Origin of the sequence: Kocuria sp. CCUG 69068 (genome assembly GCF_020833785.1) — a bacterium.
Lineage (GTDB): Bacteria > Actinomycetota > Actinomycetes > Actinomycetales > Micrococcaceae > Kocuria > Kocuria rosea.
Map to the genome: position 1 here is coordinate 1 of NZ_PDDL01000009.1, position 19,402 is coordinate 19,402.

Consider the following 19,402-nt stretch of genomic DNA (forward strand, 5'->3'; position numbering starts at 1 on the left):
GGGTCTGGGGCGACGGCACGCCCGAGGGAGTGCGCACCCGCGCCGCCGAGGAGCTGCAGCACACCGCACGGCTCGCGCGGAAGCTGGGCGTGGACACCGCGGCCGGCCGCGATCAGCGGCAGGGAGGCGGCGGGCTGCACGAGCCCGGACGTGCCCACCACGAGCACGAGCTCCGCCTCGGCCACGGCCGCGGCGGCGCGCTCCACGGCGCCCTCGGGCAGCTGCTCCCCGAACCACACGACCGCGGGCCGCACCGCTCCGCCGCAGGAGGGGCACACCGGGGGGCGCTCGCGGCCCGGCTCCTCGTGGTCGGGCTCCTGGGGAGCGGGTGGTGCCTCCGGACGGGCCTCCGCCGCCAGGCCCGGGAGGAGACGCGCCGGGAACGGGGCGCCGCAGTCCGAGCAGCGGAACGCGAACAGGCTGCCGTGCAGGTGGGCGAGGACCGCGGAGCCCGCCCGCTCGTGGAGGTCGTCGACGTTCTGGGTGACCACGTGGACGCGGGCGGGGTCCGCCCACCGGGCGATCGCCCGGTGTCCGGCGTTGGGGCGGAGCCGGCGCACCTGGCGGGCCCGCCAGAGGTACCAGGACCAGACGAGCCCGGGGTCGGCGTCCCACGCCTCGGGGGTGGCCAGCTCCTCGGGGGACCAGCGGGCCCACAGTCCGGTGCCGGCGTCCCGGAAGGTGGGCACCTCGCTCTCGGCCGACATCCCGGCGCCGGAGAGCACGGTCACGGTGCGCGCGGAGCGCGCCAGCTCGAGCAGCTCGGGGTCGAGGTCGTCCATGCCGCCGACGGTATACGCACGGAGGCTCCCGGACCAGGGTGCCCGGGCCGGTGCGGGGAAACGCCCGGGCCCGTTGGTCGATCAGCACGCGCGCGTGGTGGAATGGAAACCATGAAGTTCAACGTCCAGCGCGTGCTGACCCCCGCCTACCTGACCTCCGTCGCCCTCGTCGTGGTCGGAGTGGTCCTCGGTCTGGCGTGGTACCCCGTCGCGGCGTGGCTGTTCGTGCTCGCCGGTCTCGCGCTCAACGCGATGGCCGTGTCCGTCACCGAGATCAACGACGCCCCGCGCCGTCGTCCGGCCCTCGCCCCCCGCGACGGCGACCGCGGTGGCGACGGCGAGCTCGTCGAGGACCGGGACGAGGACCTCGGGGACGCGCTCCCGCCGGAGGAAGCGGCACGCCGCGCGCCCGTCGAGCCGGACGCCGAGACCGCCGCCACCCCGACCGTCCCGCACTCCGGTTCGAGTCCCCTGCGGGAGCGGCGCTGACCCCGTCACCGGCCGGAAGGGCGGCCGGACCGCGCGCAGAGGAGTCACGGGCACCGCAGCACCTCGCCGGGGGCTGTGGTGGCCGTCATGGTAAATTCGGGGCGATGACCAGCCCCAGGAACCATGCCCACGGCCGCGGCCCCGCTGTGCCGCCGGGCCGCGTGCTGTCCTCGGCGGTCCGGTGCGTGTCCAACGGGACGAACGGCTACCTGAACTCCTGGGGGCCGCTGCTCTCCGGATGCCCCCGGGACGCCTGAGCACTCCGGCCGGGACACCGGCCGGCGCGGCCGGTCAGTCGACGGCCGAGTCCACCTCGTTCCCATCCCACCGACCGGACGGTTGCCAGGCGTGTCCCTCCTGATCATTCTCGCTCTCACCACCCTGCTGTGCCCTGCGGCGGCCGTCCTGGGCCGCCGGGCGGGCCGCGACGCCGGCTGGCCGCTCGCCGCGGGCCTCCTCGTGCTCGCCGGTGCGCTGGTCGCGGTGTGGAACGGCCGGGGGGACGCCGACGCGGTCTCCCAGCAGATCCCGTGGATGCCGACCCTGGGCGTGACCTTCCACCTGCGGCTCGACGGGCTCGGGCTGTTCTTCGGCCTCATCGTGCTGGTCATCGGCGCGGTGGTCATCGGCTACTCGGCCCGCTACCTCGCCAAGGGCTCGCACAGCGCCTTCTACACCCTCATGACGTTCTTCGCCGCGGCGATGCTCGGGCTGGTCCTGGCCGACGACGTGGTCCTGCTGTTCGTGATGTGGGAGTTCACCACGCTGTGCTCCTTCCTGCTCATCGCCCGCTCCGGCCCGCACGCCAAGGACCCGGCGATCCGGACCTTCCTGGTGACCATGGCCGGCGGGCTGTGCCTGCTCGCCGCGGTGGTCGCGATGTGGGTGGCCACCGGCACCACGCGCCTCAGCGACATCCTCGTCGACGACGTGTGGTCCACGTCCCCCGGGTTCGCCGCGTTCGTCGCGGTGCTGATCGCCCTCGCGGCCTTCACCAAGTCCGCGCAGTTCCCCTTCCACGCCTGGCTGCCCGACGCCATGGTCGCGATCACCCCCGTGAGCGCCTACCTGCACGCGGCGGCCATGGTGAAGGCCGGCATCTACCTCATGCTGCGCTTCTCCACGGCCCTCAGCGAGGTGCCGGTGTGGAACGTCCTGCTGATCTCCGTGGGCCTGTTCACCGCCCTGATGGGGGCGGTGTTCGCGCTGCAGCGCAACGACCTCAAGGAGCTGCTCGCCTACTCCACCGTGAGCCAGCTGGGCTTCCTGACGGCGACCATCGGCATCGGCACCTCCTACGCAGTGGTGGGGGCCGTGGTGCACGTGGCGGCCCACGCGCTGTTCAAGTCGGCCCTGTTCATGTCCCTGGGAGTGGTCGACCACCAGGCCGGCAGCCGCGACATCCGCAAGCTCTCCGGGCTGGCGCGGACGATGCCCGTCACGGCCGTCGTGATGACGCTCGCGGCGGTCTCCATGGCCGGGGTCGTCCCGCTGTTCGGGTTCGTCTCCAAGGAGGCCATGTTCAAGGCCATGGCGGAGAGCCCGGCGCCCACCGCGGCGGTGTGGCTCGTGGGCGCCGTGGCGGTCCTGGCCGCGTCCTTCACCTTCGCCTACTCGGCCCGGATGATCATCACGATCTTCCCCGGCCGCCCCGCCCAGGACCCGCCGAAGGAGGCCTCCGCGGCCTTCCTGGCGCCCGTGGCCCTGGTCTCCGTGGCCGGTCTGGTGCTGGGGCTGGCCGGTGTGCTGGCCGAGCCGCTGCTCGGTGCCGCCGCCGCCGCCGTGGCCGGGCCCGACGCCGAGCCCCACCTGGGGCTGTGGCACGGGTTCGCCCCCGAGCTGTACATGTCCTTGGCGGTCTTCACCCTGGGCACGATCCTGGTGCTCGCCCGGAGGAGCGTGGACCGGCTGCTGGACCGGGAGCTGTCGCCCATCACCGGGGTGGGCACGGTCGAGGCGCTGCGCGGCGGCTCCGTCGCCCTGGGCGCGTGGATCGGCGGCCTCACCCGCGCCGACGCCCCCTACCGGCACCTGGTCCCGCCCGTGGTCGTGCTGGTGGCGCTGACGGTCGTCGGCGTGTTCACGGTCGACGTCCCGCCGCTGCACGGGGACGTGACGCGCCCCCTGGACTGGGTCCTGCTCGGCGTGGTCCTGGTCGGGGTGCTCCTGGCCCTGGGCGTGCGCAGCCGGATCGCCCTCGTGACGATCATCGGCGTGGTGGGCTTCGCGGTCGCGCTGTGGTTCTACGAGCTGGGCGCCGCGGACGTGGCGCTGACCCAGCTGCTGGTCGAGATCCTCACCGTGGTGGTGATCGTCCTGCTGCTCAACCGACTGCCCTCCACCTTCCACCGGACCGGGAAGCGGCGGTCGACCACGGCGGCCGTCGTCGCGGTCCTCGCGGGCACCTCCGCCGCCGTGGCCACGTGGGCGCTCACCGGCCGGCGCGGGCTCTCCGACGCGGGCCAGTACTTCCTCGCGGAGGCCAAGACGGAGACCGGCGGGTCGAACGTGGTGAACACGATCCTCGTGGACTTCCGCGCCCTGGACACCCTCGGTGAGCTGACCGTCCTGGGCGTGGCCGGCATCGCGATCGTCGTGGCCCTGGAGTCGCGGGGGCTGCTGCCCAAGCTGCACAGCCCCATCACGGAGCCGCCCGGGTCGCCGATCAGCGACGCCGGGGACAACACCATGGTCCTGCGGGTCACCGAGCGCCTGCTCGGGCCGGTCATCGTGGTCCTGTCCCTCTTCTTCCTGCTCCGCGGGCACTACCAGCCCGGCGGCGGGTTCATCGCGGCCCTCATCGGTGCCGCGGGCATCTCCCTGGTCTATCTCTCGGCGCAGGACGACCGGGTCAGCCGGCTCGGCGTGCCCTACGTGAAGCTCATCGGCGCCGGGGTCGCCGTGGCGGTGGTCGTGGGCCTCCTGGGCCTGGCCGAGGGCTCGTTCCTGCGCGCCCTGCACTTCGACGTGTTCGGGGTCGCGATCACCACGGCGCTGTTCTTCGACGTCGGCGTGTACCTGGCGGTGGTCGGCGTGATCCTGGCCGCGGTCAGCCGTCTCGGCGTGGAGGAGAAGGAACCACCGCCCCTGCGGCGGGTGGGCTCCACCGCGGTGGACGGTCCCGCCCCCCGCCCGACCCCCACCACGGACGAGCCGCACCACCCCAGCACGGCGCCCATGGACCTCAGCAGCATCCGGGTCCTCGACCGGAGTTCCGGACGGCCTTCCGGGGCGTCCGCCGAGCACCCCGACCGACCCCGAGGAGACGATTCCTGATGGCACTCGCACTGACCGTGGGCGTGCTCATCGGGGGCGGCGTGTTCATGATGCTGCGACGCGGCATGGTCCGCCTGATCATCGGCTTCGCCCTCCTCAGCCACGGGGTGAACCTGCTGATCATGTCCACCGGCGGCATCGACCGCCGCGGTGAGCCCCTCGGTTACTCCCCGGATCCGGCGACCACGGCGGACGCCCTGCCGCAGGCCTTCGTGCTGACGGCGATCGTCATCGCGTTCGCCATCACCATGTACATGCTCGTGCTCGCCGTGACCGGCGACGAGGACGACGACACCGATCTCGAGCTCACCGGCCGGGAGATGGAGACCCCTGACCTGATGGACGACCCCGCAGACAGCGCCGGAACGCACGGTGACGCCCCCACGGACCCGGATCCGGTGGGCACCCGCCCCGAGCGGCGCCCGGGGCGGGGTGGTCGCGCATGAGCGCGGACCTGATCCCGTTCTTCGTCATCGTCCCGCTGCTGGCCGCCGGTCTGCTGGTGCTCGCCGGCGGCTCCGGGCGGATCGGCAAGGCGGGGCTGCTCGCCGTCCTCGGGGCGGACGTGGTGTGGGCCGTGTGGCTCGTGGCCACCCTCCTGGACGGCGGCACCGTGCTGGCCCACCGGATCAGCGGCTGGCCCGCCGGCATCGCCATCCCCTTCGCGGCCGATCTGTTCACCGCCCTCATGCTCACCGCGACCGGCTTCGTGACCCTGGTCAGCTCCTGGTTCGGGGTGGTCTCGGGGCAGGCGGAGAAGCGCTACTTCGGCCCCCTGGTGCTCGTGCTCACGGCCGGCTTCAACGGAGCCCTGCTCACGGCGGACCTGTTCAACCTGTTCGTGTTCATCGAGGTCATGCTCGTGCCGTCCTACGCGCTGATCATCCTGGCCCACCGCGGCCGGGGACGGCTGATGCAGGTCACGTCCTCGCGGATCTACGTGAGCGTCAACCTGCTGGCCTCCACGATCTTCCTCGCGGGGGTGGGGCTCGTCTACGGCACGGCCGGCACCGTGAACCTCGCCGAGCTGGCGGGCCGGGCCGCGGAGTCCACCGCCGTGGCCGTGTCGGTCGCCGTTGCTCTCACCGCCCTGGCCGTGAAGGCGGCGGTGGTCCCCGTGCACGGGTGGCTGGCGCGCACTTACCCCTTCATGTCGCCCACCGTCACCGCCCTGTTCTCGGGGCTGCACACGAAGATCGCGGTCTACGCGATCTACCGGATCTACGCCGTGATCTTCGACGGCGCGGAGCAGTACCTGTGGATCGGGCTGGTGGTCTTCACCGTCTCGATGGTGGTCGGTGTGCTCGGCGCCGTGGGGGAGCGGGACGCGCGGGCGATCCTCGCCTACTCCACCGTGAGCCAGATCGGCTACATCCTGCTGGGCGTCGCCCTGTTCGGGGCCGCCGGACTCACCGCGGGCATCTTCTTCCTGCTGCACCACACGGTGGTGAAGGTGTCCCTGTTCCTGTCCACCGGCGCGGTGGAGATCGCCTACGGGCGGCAGCCGCTGGGCGAGGTCACGGGACTGCTGCGGCGGGAGCCGCTCACCGCCGTGGTGTTCTTCGCCGCCGCCATGTCCCTGACCGGCATCCCGCCGTTCTCGGGGTTCGTGGCCAAGCTGGCGCTGATCCTGGCCGCGTTCGAGGAGCAGCAGGTCGTGGTGGCCCTCGTGGCGGTCGGCGTCAGCCTGTTCACGCTCCTGTACCTGCTCAAGATCTGGGGGAAGATGTTCCTGGGGAATCCGGAGGACTCGTCGAGCGAGGTCGTCGCCGCGGTCGGCACGAAGGAGCGCCGCATCCCGGTGGGCCTCATCGCACCGGCCCTCGTCCTGGCGGTCGTCACCCTCGTCCTCGGTGTGGGCGGTGAGCTGCTGCTGGGCGTCGCCGCCACGGCGGCGGACGGGCTCGTGGACACCAGCGCGTTCGTGGAGGCGGTGGTGAACTCGTGAAGTGGTTGACCTGGCCGCTGCGCCTGATCGGCTTCCTGCTCTGGTACGCCTGGGAGCTGGTCCTCTCCAACGCCGCGGTGACCCGCGACGTGCTCACCCCGGGCCAGGGGTCCTCGCCCATCGTGGTCCGCTACCGGACCCGGTGCCGCAGCGAGTTCGAGACGGTCCTGCTCAGCGTGCTCATCACCCTGACCCCGGGGACGCTGACCCTGGCCACCGTGGCCCGGCCCCGGGAGGATGCGGACCAGCTCGCGTCCGACGGGGGCGCGGGGGACGACGGGGCCGCCGGCACGGAGGAGTACGACATCTTCGTGCACGCCATGTACTCGGACGGACCGCAGGACGCCCGGTCGGGCCTGCAGGAGATGGAGACCCACATGCTGAACGGCATCCGACCGGGAGGGGCACCCCGATGATCGGCATCCTCTTCGGCGTGCTGGTGCTCGCCGCCTCCGTCCTCGTCGCCGGGGTGCGGATGTTCCGCGGACCCAACGACGCCAACCGGGCCATCGCCGCGGACCTGCTGTTCTTCTCCGTGGTGGGGCTCATCGCCCTGTTCGGCGTGCTGGCGATGAGCCCTCCGGTCTTCGACCTGGTCCTCATCGCCACCCTCGTGGGCTTCCTGGCGACCCTGTCCCTGGCCCGCGCACTGACCAAGGGGAGGCGATGACCGTGGACTTCGACCCGATCATGCACGACACCCTGTGGATGAGCGTGGTGGGGCAGGCGTTCATCGTCCTGGGCTCGCTGATCTTCCTCACCGCCACGGTGGGGATCATCCGGTTCCCCGACCTCTACACCCGGTCCTCGGCGATCGCCACGGCCGCGGGCCTCGGCGTCTCGTTCGTCCTCACCGGGGCGTTCTTCTTCCTGCCCGGCGTGGAGAACGCGGTGAAGCTGCTCGCCGCGGTGGTCCTGCAGCTCGTGACCTCGGCCGTGGGCAGCATGGCGCTGGCCCGGTCCGGGTACCTCATCGGCTCGGCGGTGTACTCCCCGACCCACCACAACGAGCTGGAGGAGCGCACCGGGGACGAGGCCGGACGCCCCGGCGAGGACGTCCGGCCGTGACCGGACGCGTGCACAGCGTCAACGTGGGACGCTCCGGGGCCAATCCCGCCCGGCCGAACCGTTCCACCGGCATCCACAAGCGCCCTGTGGACGGACCGGTGGAGGTCCGCGATCCGGGCCCCCGCAGGGGCGGTCTCGGCTCGGGCCTGGCCGGGGACTTCATCGGGGACGGCAAGTACCACGGCGGCACGGACCAGGCCGTGTACGCGTTCGCGCGCGAGGAGCTGGACTTCTGGGCGCAGGAGCTGGGGCGGGAGATCCCCGACGGCTCCTTCGGGGAGAACCTCACGCTCTCGGGCGTCGACGTCGACGACGCCCGGCTGGGCGACGTCTGGCGCATCGGCGGGGTGCTGCTGCAGGTCACGGACGCCCGCATCCCCTGCGGCACGTTCCGCGCGAGCATGGAGGTCCGCGGCTGGCTGCGCCGCTTCACGGAGCGGGGCCGCTCCGGGGCCTATCTCAAGGTCCTGGAGCCGGGCACGCTGCGGGCCGGTCTGCCGGTCGAGCTCGCCCGCCGCGCCGGGCACGGGGTGGGGGTGGCGGACGCCTTCCGCGCCCAGACCACGGAGCGGCACCGGATGCCGGAGCTGCTCCGGGCGGGGGAGGACCTGTGCGAGCAGCTCCGGCTGCGGGTCGAGAAGGAGCAGCGGGCGGCCGACCGGCGCGACGGCCGAGCCGCCACCGCCCTCAGTTGAGGGCTGCGCCCCGGTAGACCTGCGCGACCTGCTCCTCGGAGAGCCGGGTGTCGATCACGGTGGTGCCCTCAGGGTCGTCGCGCAGGAAACGGACGGGCCCGTGCGAGCCGGTCTCCAGGAGGAGCGCGGCGTCGGCGTCGTAGAGGGCCTCCACGGAGGTGCTGAAGCGCTCCCCCCGCACCGGGGTCACGGACAGCTCGAGCCGGGCGCGGACGCGGCCGCCGCCGGTCGCCGCGTCCGCCGCCGTGCTCCCGTCCGTGCGCCCGGAGGCGGACGCGTCCTGGGCGACCGGCTCGAGGGCGATCTCCCGGACGACGCCCACGCCGTGCTCCACGACGTTCGCCAGGCGGGCGCCCAGCCGGCCCTGCGCGGTGCTGAAGGCGCGCTTGAGCCGGGCCGTCCACCACAGGGCCGTGGCCACCAGCACCACGGCGACGAGGGCGAGGTAGAGCACCGAGCCGGACCGGGACCACTGCTGCCACAGCAGGACCACGGCGAGCGCGGTCAGCACCGGGACCACCAGCAGCAGCGACGTGCCCAGGCGCTCGCCCAGGGAGGGGCGGTCGGGCGCCCCGTCCTCGCCGGGAGCGGTGCGCAGCCGCCGCATGACCTGGACGTCGAAGTCGCGGTCGTCCGCGGGTACGGGCCGGGGCCAGGTGCCGAGGGAGTCCATGGGTTCCATTATGGGGCGCGCTCGGCGGACGCGTTCCCATGAGGCGTCAAGGATCGGCTCGTAGAATCGGGCCATGACCGAGACCCGATGGCTGTCCCCCGAGGAGCGCGAGGCCTGGCTGGCGCTCGTCTCCATCATGTTCACGCTGCCCGGCAGCATCGAGTCCCAGCTGCAGGCGGAGGCGGACCTCAGCCTGGCCGAGTACCTGGTGCTCGCGATGCTCTCGGAGGCCCCCGACCGGCGCCGGCGCATGTCGGACCTCGCGGCGGCCACCAACACCTCCCAGTCCCGGTTGTCCCGGATCGTCGCGCGTCTCGAGCGGGACGGCCTGGTGGTGCGCGCCGGCGGGGAGCAGGACAAGCGGGTGGTGCTCGCGGAGATCACCGACCGCGGCCTGGAGCGGGTCCAGCAGGTGGCCCCGGGGCACGTGGAGCACGTCCGGCGGACGGTGATCGACCGGCTGACGCCGGTGCAGGTCCAGCAGCTCGCGCTGATCGGCCGCATGGTCGACGACGCCGCGGCCGGCCCCACGGCCCGGGGACTGGCCTCGGACCAGCCGTGACACCGGGCCCCCTCCGCCCAAAAGCTTGACACGGAAAGTATCTGCCCCCTACTGTGGTGACATGTCCACAACACAGGTGTCGCAGCGCACGTCCTCCGTCCGTTCCTCCGCCCCCACCGTCCCCACCGCCGACTCCTCGGCCGCGACCCTCGGACTCACCGTCCTGCGCGTCGTCCTCGGCACCACGTTCCTCCTGCACGGCTGGCAGAAGGTCACCGAGTGGACCGTCGCCGGCACCCAGGCCTCCTTCGCCCAGATGGGCGTCCCGGCGGCCGAGCTCGCCGCGCCCCTCGCGGCCGTCCTCGAGCTCGTGGGCGGGCTGATGCTCCTCCTGGGGCTCGGCACCCGCGTGGTCGCCGCCCTGCTCGCCCTGACCATGCTGGGCGCCCTCGTGCTGGTGCACCTTCCCGCGGGGTTCTTCGCCGCCGACGGCGGGATCGAGCTCGTCCTGCTCCTCGCCGCCGCGTCCGTCCTCTTCGTCCTGGCCGGTGCCGGCCGCTGGTCGCTGGACCACCTGGTCGCGGCGCGGCGCCGCGGGTCCGCCCGGGCCTGACCCCTCCCGCGCCGGAGCGACCCGCCCCCGCCCGCAGCATCCTGCGGCGCGGGGGCCCGTCGTCGTCCGGCGCTCCGTCGGCGGGCCGCGGCGGGCGGGCCGCGGCGGGCGGGCGCGGACGTGTCGGCGCGGCCGCGTAAAATCGGTGGCGGCGCGGCGCGCACGACCACCACGGTGCCGCGTCTGGTGCAGCGCGGGCGATCCCCGCAGATCGGGGTTGGCCGCATGAGCATGCAGAACTCGCCGTACATGGTGCTGTGGCGCACCGTCCAGGGCCAGGACGTCAAGGACCGGAAGATCGACCGGGGCACGCTCCGGCGCATCGTCGTCTTCGCGCGCCCGCACAAGACCAGGCTCACGGTGTTCCTGGTGATCTCGGTGCTCACGGCGCTGCTGGGCGTGGTCACCCCGATCCTGGCCGGCGACGTGGTCCGTGCGATCAACGCCGGGGACGCGGTCTCCGTGGTGGTATGGCTCGCGGTGGCCATCGCCGCCGTGGCGGTCGTGGACGCGGGGCTGAGCATCCTCAACCGGTGGCTCTCCTCTCTGATCGGCGAGGGGCTCATCCTGGACCTGCGCACCGCCGTCTACGACCACGTGCAGCGGATGCCGATCGCCTTCTTCACCCGCACGCGCACCGGGGCCCTGGTCTCCCGGCTCAACAACGACGTCATCGGCGCCCAGCGGGCGTTCTCCAACACGCTCTCCGGCGTGGTGAGCAACATCGTCTCCCTGATCCTGACCGTCGTCGTCATGGTCTCGATCTCGTGGCAGGTCACCGCGCTGTCCGTGCTGCTGCTGCCGATCTTCCTGGTCCCGGCCCGGGCCATGGGCGGGCGCCTGGCGAACCTCCAGCGGGAGGCGGCCCAGCACAACGCGTCCATGTCCACGCAGATGACCGAACGGTTCTCCGCCGGCGGCGCCACCCTGGTCAAGCTCTTCGGCCGGCCCGACGCCGAGGCCGCCGAGTTCGCCCGCCGTGCCGGCCGCGTCCGGGACATCGGCGTGCGGGTGGCGATGCTGCAGACCGTGTTCGTCACGGCCCTGACGCTGGTCTCGGCGCTCGCCCTGGCGCTCGTCTACGGGCTCGGCGGCGCGCAGGCGATCCTCGGCAACCTGGACGCCGGCGCGGTCGTGACCCTCGCCCTGCTCCTCACCCGGCTGTACACCCCGCTGACCATGCTCGCGAACGCCCGGATGGACGTCATGAGCGCCGTGGTGAGCTTCGAGCGGGTCTTCGAGATCCTCGACCTCGTCCCCCTGATCCAGGAGCGGCCCGGGGCCCGGTCGCTGCCCGCCGGGCCCGCGTCGGTGGAGTTCGACGACGTCCGGTTCGCCTACCCCTCCGCCGAGGAGGTCTCGCTCGCCTCGCTCGAGGACGTCGCGGTGCTCGACACCAGGGGCGGCGAGGAGGTGCTGCACGGCGTGGGCTTCACCGTCCTGCCGGGGCAGACGGTGGCCCTCGTGGGGTCCTCCGGCGCGGGCAAGTCGACGATCGCCCAGCTCGTGGCCCGGCTCTACGACGTCACCTCGGGAGCGGTCCGGATCGGGGGCACGGACGTGCGGGACGCCACCTTCGCCTCGCTGCGGGAGACCATCGGGATGGTCACCCAGGACGGGCACCTGTTCCACGAGTCGATCCGGGACAACCTCGCCCTGGTGAAGCCGGAGGCCACGGACGAGCAGCTGTGGGACGCGCTGGCCCGGGCCCGCATGGAGCACGTGATCCGCTCCCTCCCGGACGGGCTGGACACCGTGGTGGGCGAGCGCGGCTACCGGCTCTCCGGCGGCGAGCGGCAGCGGCTGACCATCGCCCGCCTGCTGCTCGCGGCCCCGCGCGTGGTGATCCTCGACGAGGCCACGTCGGCGCTGGACTCCACCAACGAGGCCTACGTCCAGGCGGCACTGGGCGAGGCGATGGAGGGGCGCACCGCCCTGGTGATCGCCCACCGGCTCTCGACCATCCGCTTCGCCGACCAGATCCTGGTGGTCGAGGACGGCCGGATCGTGGAGCGGGGCCGGCACGCCGAGCTCCTCGCCGTGAGCGGGCGCTACGCGGAGCTCTACGAGACGCAGTTCGCGGACCAGGAGGTCTGACCGGTGCTCGACGACGCCGTGGCGCGCCTCGGCGTGGACGCCCCGGGGGCGCTGGCGGTGGTGGCCTCGGCGGTGGGGATCTATCTGGCGTTCCTGCTCATGGTGCGGGTCCTGGGGCAGCGCGTGCTGTCCCGGCTGTCGACCTTCGACGCGGTCGTGGTGGTCATGCTCGGTGCCGTGGCCGGGCGCGCGGTCCTGGGGGACACGCCCACGCTCGCCGCGGGCGTGCTGGGGCTCGGCACGCTGTTCGCGCTCGAGGCGGGCTTCGGCCGGCTCCGCGCGGGGATCCGCGTGTCGGCGCTGATGAACAACCGGGCGGTGCTGCTGATGGCCGGCGAGCGGGTCCTGGAGGCCAACCTCCGCCGGGTCCACGTGGTGGAGTCCGAGCTCTTCGGTGCGCTGCGGGGCGCCGGGGTGCGCAGCCCCGACGAGGTCGCGTGCGTGGTCTTCGAGGCCGCCGGCACGATCAGCGTCCTCCGGCGCGGCACGCCGGTCGACCCCCGGCTGCTCGAGGGCGTCCGGGACGCCCACCTGGTCCCGGCGGACCTGCTGCGGGAGCCGGGCCGGGGCTGAGGACCGCGCACGGCGTCACGGGGCGGCCCGACCGAGCTCGGTCACCACCTCGCCGGTCGCGGTCGAGTCGTCGCGCAGCATCCAACCCATGCGCTTGTGGGTCCGCACCCCCACGTCGGACTCGACCACCTGGACCCCCGGCGCGGCGGCCTGCAGCTCCGCCTCCACGTCGAAGATGTCCCCGGGGGTGCGCAGCCAGAGCAGGAAGGTGAGGTTGGTGTCGCCCGTGGTCGAGGCGCACAGGCGCAGCGTCCGGTGGGAGCGCAGGCAGCGCACGGCCGCCTCGAGCTGCGCCGGCGGCACCCGGACGTACCACTGGCAGGGCACCGGGTAGCCGGAGTGCTGCTGGGCCAGTTCGCAGCGGAGAGCCACGAGGCCGGTCTCGAGCGCCTGGCGCAGGTGCCGGGCCGCCGTCGTCGGGTGGGTCCCGGTCGCGGCGGCGATCTGCGCGGCGGTGGCCCGCCCGTCGGCCTGGAGCACGGCCGTCATCTCCTCGAGGTGGGCGGGGACGGCGCCGTGCGGGCGGTGCGCCTCCGAGCGCAGTGCGCTCACGCGGCGCTGCTGCTCCGGGGACAGCACGTCCAGGCGCCAGTTGCTGCCGATGGCATGGAGCCGGGCGGCCACCGTGAGCTGGGCCCGCAGGATCGCCGGATCGGCGCGCACCAGCGGCAGCACGTCCCGGGTCATCTGCTCCCAGCTGCGGGTGAGGACGGTGAGCCGGACGTCCCAGGCGCGCGCGGACTCCTCCACGGTGCCGATCTCCGGGACGGCGCACAGCCGCTCCAGCACCTCCGCCCGGCGGCCCGGGCGGCACTCGAGGCCGATGAAGGTGGCGCAGCCCTGCGTGCCGGAGGTGCCCAGGTGGGCGGTGACCCAGCTGCGGCCGTCGGCCCGGAGCCGGTCCCAGCGGGCGGCCAGCGTGGTGGGGTGGCGGCCGAGCGCGGCCCCCAGCTGGGTCCAGGACGCCCGCGGCGCGATCTGCAGGGCGTGCACGAGCTCGAGGTCCTCCGGTGGCAGCTCCATGCTCGTTCCTTCGGTCGAGAGTGCATTCGGTGCAGTTTATCGAAGATCTCCAATGAGAGTGATCGGCGTCACGTCACGCTCGGAGCAGATGTCCGCCGGCGACGGACTCCTCGTGGCCCCGCCTCTCCTTCCCCGCCGATCCGACCACCTCCGGGAGTTCCCATGAACCTGCGCACCGCTGTTGACGGCGCCTCCACCGACATCCTGTCCGTGGCCAACCTGCCCGTGCTGTGGATCTGCGCCCTCGGCGTCTTCGCCGTCATCGTCGTGCAGACCGTCATCTACGTCCGGGCCGCCCGTGTGGCGGCCCCCGCCGCCGGGGTGAGCCCGGCGGAGCTGAGGACCTCCTTCCGCGCCGGGGCGGTCTCGGCGATCGGGCCGTCCCTGGCCGTGGCCCTGGTGGCCGTCGCGCTGCTGACCGTCTTCGGCGCTCCCGCCGTGCTGGTGCGGATCGGGCTGATCGGGTCGGTGTCCTTCGAGACCGGTGCGGCCAGCATCGCCGCGGGAACCATGGGGGCCGACCTGGGCGGCCCGACGTACACGCAGGGCGTCTTCGCCGTGGCGTTCATGGTGATGAGCCTGGGCGGGGCGATGTGGATGCTCGCCACTCTGGTCCTCACCCCGCTGCTCAAGCGCGGCGACGTCAGCCTGCGCAAGGTCAACCCCGCCGTGATGACCGTGGTCCCCGGGGCGGCCCTGCTCGGGGCGTTCTTCGCCCTCGGGCTCGGGGAGCTGCCGAAGTCGGGCAACCACGTGGTGGCCTTCCTCGCCTCCGCGGCCGTGATGGCGGTGTGCCTGGGCATCGCCAAGGCCCTCCGGGCGCAGTGGATCCGCGAGTGGGCGCTGGGCATCGCCATCCTGACCGCGCTGGTCGTCACCTACGCCACCGTCGGCGCCGGTGTCTTCCCGACCGCCTGAGACCGTCCCCGAGCCCGTGCGTCAGACCCACCGAAGGACTTCTGCCATGACCACCGTGAACCCCGCCGCCGTCCCCGCCCTGGAGCAGTTCGACGCGACCACCGCCCGCTGGGGCCGGCTGACGATGATCGCCGGGCTGCTCTTCGCCCTGGCCGGCCCCGCCTACCTCGTGCTCTTCTCCGGCCTGGACGTGGACCAGGCCCGGATCTGGACCGCCCTGCTGGCCATCGCCGGCACCTTCGGGGTGCTCTGGATCGTGGAGCCGCTGACCTACTACCCGATCCTGGGCCAGGCCTCGATGTACCAGGCCTTCATGATCGGCAACATCTCCAACAAGCTGCTGCCCTCGGCGCTGATCGCCCAGTCCGCCATCGGCGCGAAGCCCGGCACCCGCCGCGGGGAGCTGGCGGCGGTGATGGCCATCAGCGGAGCGGCCATGGTGCACCTGGTCTCGCTGCTCGTCCTGGTCGGTCTCCTGGGCTCCTGGCTGGTGAGCGTCGTGCCCGCCGACGTCGTCGCCGTGGTCCAGACCTACATCCTGCCCTCGGTGCTGGGCGCGGTGCTCGTGCAGGCCGTCGTCTCGACCCGCAACCTGCGGATGACGGTGATCGCCGGCGTCGTCGCCGCGGCCGTCGTGTTCCTGCTGGTGCCGACCGTGCCCACCCTGGCGTTCTTCGGCACCGCCATCGCGGTGATCGCCACCGCTGTGCTGGCATGGTTCCTGCGCGACAGGTCGGCCGAGGCCGATCCCGTCGCGCCCCAGCCGGAGGCCTCCTCCGACGACCTCCGCATCGGCTAGCACCGTTCTCCCGAAAGGACCCCGCACCATGAGCACCACCACGGACCTCCAGCTGACCGACGACCTGCGCCGGCGGATGCACCTGCTGTACCGCGAGCTGCACGCCCACCCGGAGCTGTCCATGCAGGAGCACGCCACCGCGGCCCTGCTCGAGCAGCGGCTCACCGCCCTGGGCATCGAGAACTTCCGCTGCGGCGGCACCGGGGTGGTCGGGGTGCTGCGCAACGGGGACGGGCCCACGGTGGCCTTCCGCGCCGACACCGACGGCCTGCCCCTGGCCGAGGACACCGGTCTGGACTACGCCAGCACCGCCACCGGGCGGCTGGAGGACGGCACCGAGGTCCCCGTGATGCACGGGTGCGGCCACGACACGCACATGGCCGCCCTGCTGACGGCCGCCGAGCTGCTGGCCGGCGCGCGGGAGGCCTGGGCCGGGACCGTGGTGCTCGTGTTCCAGCCCGGGGAGGAGACCGCCGCCGGCGCCCGGGCGATGCTCGAGGACGGGCTGTGGGAGCGGGCGCCGCTGCCGGAGGTCGTCCTCGGCCAGCACGTGATGCCCTCCCGGGCCGGCACGGTCAGCTGGGCTGCGGGGGACGTCATGGCGATGGCCGACTCCTGGCTGGTCACCGTCCACGGCAAGGGGGCCCACGCGTCCCAGCCGCAGGACGCCACCGACCCGATCGTGCTCGGGGCGCACATGATCACCCGGATCCAGACCATCGTCTCCCGCGAGATCGACGCGCGCCGGGCCGCGGTGGTCACCGTGGCGACCTTCCACGGCGGGCTCAAGGAGAACATCATCCCGGCCTCGGCCGAGTTCACGCTCAACGTGCGCACCTTCGACCCCGCCGTCCGGGACCACGTCCTGGGGGCCCTGCGGCGGATCATCGCCGCGGAGGCGGCGGCCTCGGGGGCCCCGGAGCCCACCATCGAGGAGCTCTCGACCTTCCCCCGCAACTACAACGACCCGGCGGCCACCGCTGCTCTCGTCGAGCGCTTCCGCGAGGTGCTGGGGGAGGACAACGTGGTGGAGGTCGAACCGATGATGGGCTCGGAGGACTTCGGGGCCCTCGGCGCGGCGATCGGGGTGCCCTCGGTGTTCTGGATGTTCGGCGGCCACGACGGAGCCGTCCTCGAGGGGGAGGGACCCGTGCCGGTGAACCACTCGCCGTTCTTCGCCCCGGCGATCGAGCCGACGCTCTCCACCGGGGTGCGGACCGCCCTCACCGCGATCCTCTCCCACGTGGGCGGCTGATCCCTCCCGGGTCCCTGTCTGGGGGTCAGGGGATGATGTGCTCGGCCCGGTAGCGGTCGAAGAGGCCGGTGAAGCAGTCCCGGGTGCGGCGGTAGCCGGTGAACCCGGCCAGCCGGCTCTTGCTCATGTCGGCGACCACCTCGATGGGCCGGCCGAGGTCGGCGTCGGTGTGCCACCAGGAGGCCACGCGGGCCAGGTCGGGCTCCGCGAGCCCGTGCTCGGCGACGATCCGGGCCCAGACGTCCTCGGCGCCGCGCATCTGCTGCTCCAGCGGCCGCGGTGCGTCACGGTAGCCCTCCCACTCGAGCCCGAACCAGGCGGCCAGCGCCGGCCACATCCGGCGCCAGCGGAAGACGTCGCCGTTGACCACGTTGTAGGCCTCGTTGCCGGCGGCCTCCTCGGTGGCGGCCCAGACCATGTGCTCGGCCAGCAGGGACCCGTCGGTCATGTCGGTCAGGCTGTTCCACTGCACCTCGGAGCCGGGGAACACGAACGGGCGGCCCGTCTCCCGGCAGATCGCCGCCTGCGCGGCCAGGGTCAGCCCCATGTTCATGGCGTTGCCCACCGCGTGGCCGATGACCGTGTGCGCCCGGTGCACGGACCAGCGGAAGCCCTGGCGGCCGGCGGCCGCCCAGAGCTCGTCCTCCTGGGCGTAGTAGAAGTTCTCCACCGGCAGGCGCGGCTCCTCCTCGAGGAAGGGAGTGTCGGGCATGTCCCCCTTGCCGTAGGCCTCGAAGGGGCCCAGGTAGTGCTTGAGCCCGGTCATCAGCGCTACGTGCTCCACCGGGGCGTGGGCCAGGGCGGCCAGGAGGTTGCGGACCATCCCGGCGTTGACCTCGATGTTCTCCTTCTCGGTGGCCTGGCGGGACCAGGCGGTGAAGAACACGTGCGTGGGCCGCTCCACGGCCAGGGCCGCGGCCAGGCTCTCGGGGGAGCGGAGGTCGGCGCCGAGGTGCCGGGCCGAGCTGCCGGGGACGGGGTTGCGGGAGAGGGCGAGCACGTCCCAGTCCTCGGTGCGGGTCAGCTGCTCGACGATCGCCGAACCGGCGATGCCGCTGGCCCCCACCACCAGGGCGGTGGGACGCTGCGGGGAACGGGTGTCCTGGGCGGGGGCTGTCACGGTGCGGTCTCGTCTCCTCGGTGGGTGCCAACGCTGCTCGCCGGTCCGCACGGACAGGACCGTCCGGGCCGACGGGTTCAGCGTCTCACGGTCAGCACTCCACGACGTTCACGGCGAGTCCGCCCAGGGCGGTCTCCTTGTACTTGTGGCTCATGTCCCTGCCGGTCTCGCGCATGGTCACGATGACCTCGTCGAGGCTGACCCGGTGGGTGCCGTCGCCCCACATCGCCATCTTGGCGGCGTTGATCGCCTTGGCCGCGGCGATCGCGTTGCGCTCGATGCAGGGGATCTGCACCAGTCCGCCGATGGGGTCGCAGGTCAGCCCGAGGTTGTGCTCCATGGCGATCTCCGCGGCGTTCTCCACCTGGGCCGGGGTCCCGTCCAGGACCTCGGCGAGGCCGGCGGCGGCCATCGAGGAGGCGGAGCCGACCTCGCCCTGGCACCCCACCTCGGCCCCGGAGATCGAGGCCTGCTCCTTGTAGAGCACCCCGACCGCCCCGGCCGTGAGCAGGAAGCGGACCACGATGTCCCGCCGGGCGGCCGCGAGCGCCTCGGGGCCCTCCGCGGCGGCGGCGCGGGCGGCGGGGGAGTAGTGGGTGGCGTAGAACAGCACCGCCGGGATGATGCCGGCCGCCCCGTTGGTGGGGGCGGTGACCACGCGTCCGCCGGAGGCGTTCTCCTCGTTGACCGCCAGGGCCACGAGGTTCACCCACTCCGGCCAGAAGCCCGGGTCCCGGTCCGGGTCCTCGGTGCGCAGGCGCCGGTGCCACTCGGGGGCGCGGCGGGCCACGTTCAGCCCGCCCGGCAGCGGGCCGGTGCGCCGGAGGCTGGAGTCCTTGCACTCCTCCATCACGGTCCAGATGTGCAGCAGCTGCTGCCGGATCTCGTCCTCGTCGCGCCAGGTCCGCTCGTTGGCCAGCATCACCCCGCTGATCGGCAGGCCGGTGCGCTCGCAGTGGGCCAGCAGCTGTGCGGCGGTGCGGAAGGGGTGGGGCACCTGGGCGCTGGCGGCGTCCAGCTCGGCCGCGGCGGCGCCCTCCTGGCCCTCGCGGACGATGAAGCCGCCGCCCACGGAGAACCAGGTCTCGTCGGCCAGCACGGCGCCGGAGGCGTCCAGGGCCTGGAAGCGCATGCCGTTGGTGTGCCGCTCCAGGACGGTCAGCGGGTGCTGCACCATGTTGTCGACCCGGTAGGGGAGGTCCTTGCGCTGCCCGAGGGCCGCGCACAGCCGCAGCGTCCCGGTCTCGGCGAGGTCGGCGAGCCGCTCGTCCACCTCGGCGGGCAGCACGGTCTCGGGGTCGTAGCCCTCCAGGCCGAGCAGGATCGCGGTGAAGGTGCCGTGGCCCCGGCCGGTCGCGGCCAGCGACCCGTAGACGTCCACGCGCAGGTCCGCGGTGAGCTCCAGCAGCCCGTCCCCGGTCAGGGTCTCGGCGAAGCGCCGTGCGGCGCGCATGGGGCCGACGGTGTGGGAGCTCGAGGGGCCGATGCCCACGGTGAACAGTTCGAAGACGCTGATGGCCATGACGGTGATGCTCCAAAGGAGGTGGTGCCCCGGTGCGGGGCGGTGGTGG

At 73.2% G+C, this 19,402-nt stretch carries 20 protein-coding genes and 2 pseudogenes; 17 read left to right on the plus strand and 5 right to left on the minus strand.

Annotation, left to right across the window (positions count from 1 at the left end; genetic code table 11):
* Positions 1–107 (plus strand): annotated as a pseudogene (locus CRM73_RS19880) (sugar phosphate isomerase/epimerase); the annotation flags it as partial.
* Between the two features lie 42 nt (positions 108–149).
* Here CRM73_RS19880 and CRM73_RS03040 read toward each other — a convergent pair.
* Positions 150–782, minus strand: a pseudogene (locus tag CRM73_RS03040) (NAD-dependent deacetylase); the annotation flags it as partial.
* Between the two features lie 111 nt (positions 783–893).
* On the opposite strand from CRM73_RS03040, the gene CRM73_RS03045 reads away from it, so the two are divergent.
* The 9 genes from CRM73_RS03045 (at position 894) to CRM73_RS03085 (ending at position 8,258) form a co-directional block, all read left to right on the plus strand.
* Positions 894–1,271 carry a hypothetical protein gene (locus CRM73_RS03045; protein WP_095650026.1) on the plus strand — a complete coding sequence of 126 codons (378 nt, stop codon included), beginning with the start codon at positions 894–896 and terminating at the stop codon, positions 1,269–1,271.
* Between the two features lie 104 nt (positions 1,272–1,375).
* Complete coding sequence (locus CRM73_RS03050) at positions 1,376–1,528, plus strand: hypothetical protein (protein ID WP_154676753.1); 153 nt, start codon at positions 1,376–1,378, stop codon at positions 1,526–1,528.
* Between the two features lie 91 nt (positions 1,529–1,619).
* Positions 1,620–4,547 carry a DUF4040 family protein gene (locus CRM73_RS03055; RefSeq protein WP_095650025.1) on the plus strand — a complete coding sequence of 976 codons (2,928 nt, stop codon included), beginning with the start codon at positions 1,620–1,622 and terminating at the stop codon, positions 4,545–4,547.
* A complete protein-coding gene (locus CRM73_RS03060; RefSeq protein WP_126349593.1) occupies positions 4,547–4,993 on the plus strand; it encodes a sodium:proton antiporter in 447 nt (148 codons plus the stop codon). The genes CRM73_RS03055 and CRM73_RS03060 overlap by 1 nt, the downstream gene beginning before the upstream one ends.
* Positions 4,990–6,495 (plus strand): monovalent cation/H+ antiporter subunit D family protein, encoded by a 1,506-nt coding sequence (locus tag CRM73_RS03065; protein WP_035924319.1) that lies wholly within the window; start codon positions 4,990–4,992, stop codon positions 6,493–6,495. The genes CRM73_RS03060 and CRM73_RS03065 overlap by 4 nt, the downstream gene beginning before the upstream one ends.
* Positions 6,492–6,911 (plus strand): Na+/H+ antiporter subunit E, encoded by a 420-nt coding sequence (locus CRM73_RS03070; protein WP_109268883.1) that lies wholly within the window; start codon positions 6,492–6,494, stop codon positions 6,909–6,911. The genes CRM73_RS03065 and CRM73_RS03070 overlap by 4 nt, the downstream gene beginning before the upstream one ends.
* Positions 6,908–7,165, plus strand: coding sequence for a monovalent cation/H+ antiporter complex subunit F (locus CRM73_RS03075; protein WP_095650023.1), 258 nt, complete (start codon positions 6,908–6,910; stop codon positions 7,163–7,165). The genes CRM73_RS03070 and CRM73_RS03075 overlap by 4 nt, the downstream gene beginning before the upstream one ends.
* The gene (locus tag CRM73_RS03080) at positions 7,162–7,563 is read left to right on the plus strand and encodes a monovalent cation/H(+) antiporter subunit G (protein WP_095650022.1); all 402 of its coding nucleotides are present in this window, start codon (positions 7,162–7,164) and stop codon (positions 7,561–7,563) included. Before CRM73_RS03075 ends, CRM73_RS03080 begins: the two co-directional genes overlap by 4 nt.
* The gene (locus CRM73_RS03085) at positions 7,560–8,258 is read left to right on the plus strand and encodes an MOSC domain-containing protein (protein WP_229586812.1); all 699 of its coding nucleotides are present in this window, start codon (positions 7,560–7,562) and stop codon (positions 8,256–8,258) included. The genes CRM73_RS03080 and CRM73_RS03085 overlap by 4 nt, the downstream gene beginning before the upstream one ends.
* On the opposite strand, the gene CRM73_RS03090 is transcribed toward CRM73_RS03085, so the two are convergent.
* Positions 8,251–8,931 carry a hypothetical protein gene (locus CRM73_RS03090; RefSeq protein ID WP_229586813.1) on the minus strand — a complete coding sequence of 227 codons (681 nt, stop codon included), beginning with the start codon at positions 8,929–8,931 and terminating at the stop codon, positions 8,251–8,253. The genes CRM73_RS03085 and CRM73_RS03090 overlap by 8 nt on opposite strands.
* Before the next feature lie 73 nt (positions 8,932–9,004).
* Here CRM73_RS03090 and CRM73_RS03095 point away from each other — a divergent pair, with 73 nt between their 5' ends.
* From CRM73_RS03095 to CRM73_RS03110, 4 genes are all read left to right on the plus strand, one after another.
* Entirely contained in the window at positions 9,005–9,493 is a 489-nt protein-coding gene (locus tag CRM73_RS03095) for a MarR family winged helix-turn-helix transcriptional regulator (RefSeq protein ID WP_017831721.1), read from the plus strand.
* Positions 9,494–9,554: 61 nt separating this feature from the next.
* Entirely contained in the window at positions 9,555–10,046 is a 492-nt protein-coding gene (locus tag CRM73_RS03100) for a DoxX family protein (RefSeq protein WP_229586814.1), read from the plus strand.
* A 249-nt stretch (positions 10,047–10,295) separates the two neighbouring features.
* On the plus strand, positions 10,296–12,143 hold the full coding sequence (locus tag CRM73_RS03105; RefSeq protein ID WP_229586851.1) for an ABC transporter ATP-binding protein: 1,848 nt from the start codon (positions 10,296–10,298) through the stop codon (positions 12,141–12,143).
* A gap of 3 nt (positions 12,144–12,146) precedes the next feature.
* Complete coding sequence (locus CRM73_RS03110) at positions 12,147–12,716, plus strand: DUF421 domain-containing protein (RefSeq protein ID WP_017831724.1); 570 nt, start codon at positions 12,147–12,149, stop codon at positions 12,714–12,716.
* A 15-nt stretch (positions 12,717–12,731) separates the two neighbouring features.
* On the opposite strand, the gene CRM73_RS03115 is transcribed toward CRM73_RS03110, so the two are convergent.
* Positions 12,732–13,739, minus strand: coding sequence for an AsnC family protein (locus CRM73_RS03115; protein WP_229586815.1), 1,008 nt, complete (start codon positions 13,737–13,739; stop codon positions 12,732–12,734).
* Between the two features lie 162 nt (positions 13,740–13,901).
* Here CRM73_RS03115 and CRM73_RS03120 point away from each other — a divergent pair, with 162 nt between their 5' ends.
* The 3 genes from CRM73_RS03120 to CRM73_RS03130 are packed head-to-tail and all read left to right on the plus strand — an operon-like array spanning position 13,902 to position 16,711.
* Entirely contained in the window at positions 13,902–14,657 is a 756-nt protein-coding gene (locus CRM73_RS03120) for a DUF5058 family protein (protein ID WP_229586816.1), read from the plus strand.
* A gap of 46 nt (positions 14,658–14,703) precedes the next feature.
* Positions 14,704–15,456, plus strand: a complete 753-nt coding sequence (locus CRM73_RS03125) for a hypothetical protein (RefSeq protein ID WP_017831727.1) — start codon at positions 14,704–14,706, stop codon at positions 15,454–15,456.
* Between the two features lie 28 nt (positions 15,457–15,484).
* Entirely contained in the window at positions 15,485–16,711 is a 1,227-nt protein-coding gene (locus tag CRM73_RS03130) for an amidohydrolase (protein WP_229586817.1), read from the plus strand.
* Between the two features lie 25 nt (positions 16,712–16,736).
* Here CRM73_RS03130 and CRM73_RS03135 read toward each other — a convergent pair whose 3' ends face one another.
* Positions 16,737–17,831, minus strand: coding sequence for an SDR family oxidoreductase (locus CRM73_RS03135; RefSeq protein WP_229586818.1), 1,095 nt, complete (start codon positions 17,829–17,831; stop codon positions 16,737–16,739).
* 91 nt (positions 17,832–17,922) lie between these two features.
* Positions 17,923–19,353, minus strand: coding sequence for an L-serine ammonia-lyase (locus CRM73_RS03140; RefSeq protein WP_229586819.1), 1,431 nt, complete (start codon positions 19,351–19,353; stop codon positions 17,923–17,925).
* Between the last annotated feature and the right edge of the window lie 49 nt (positions 19,354–19,402).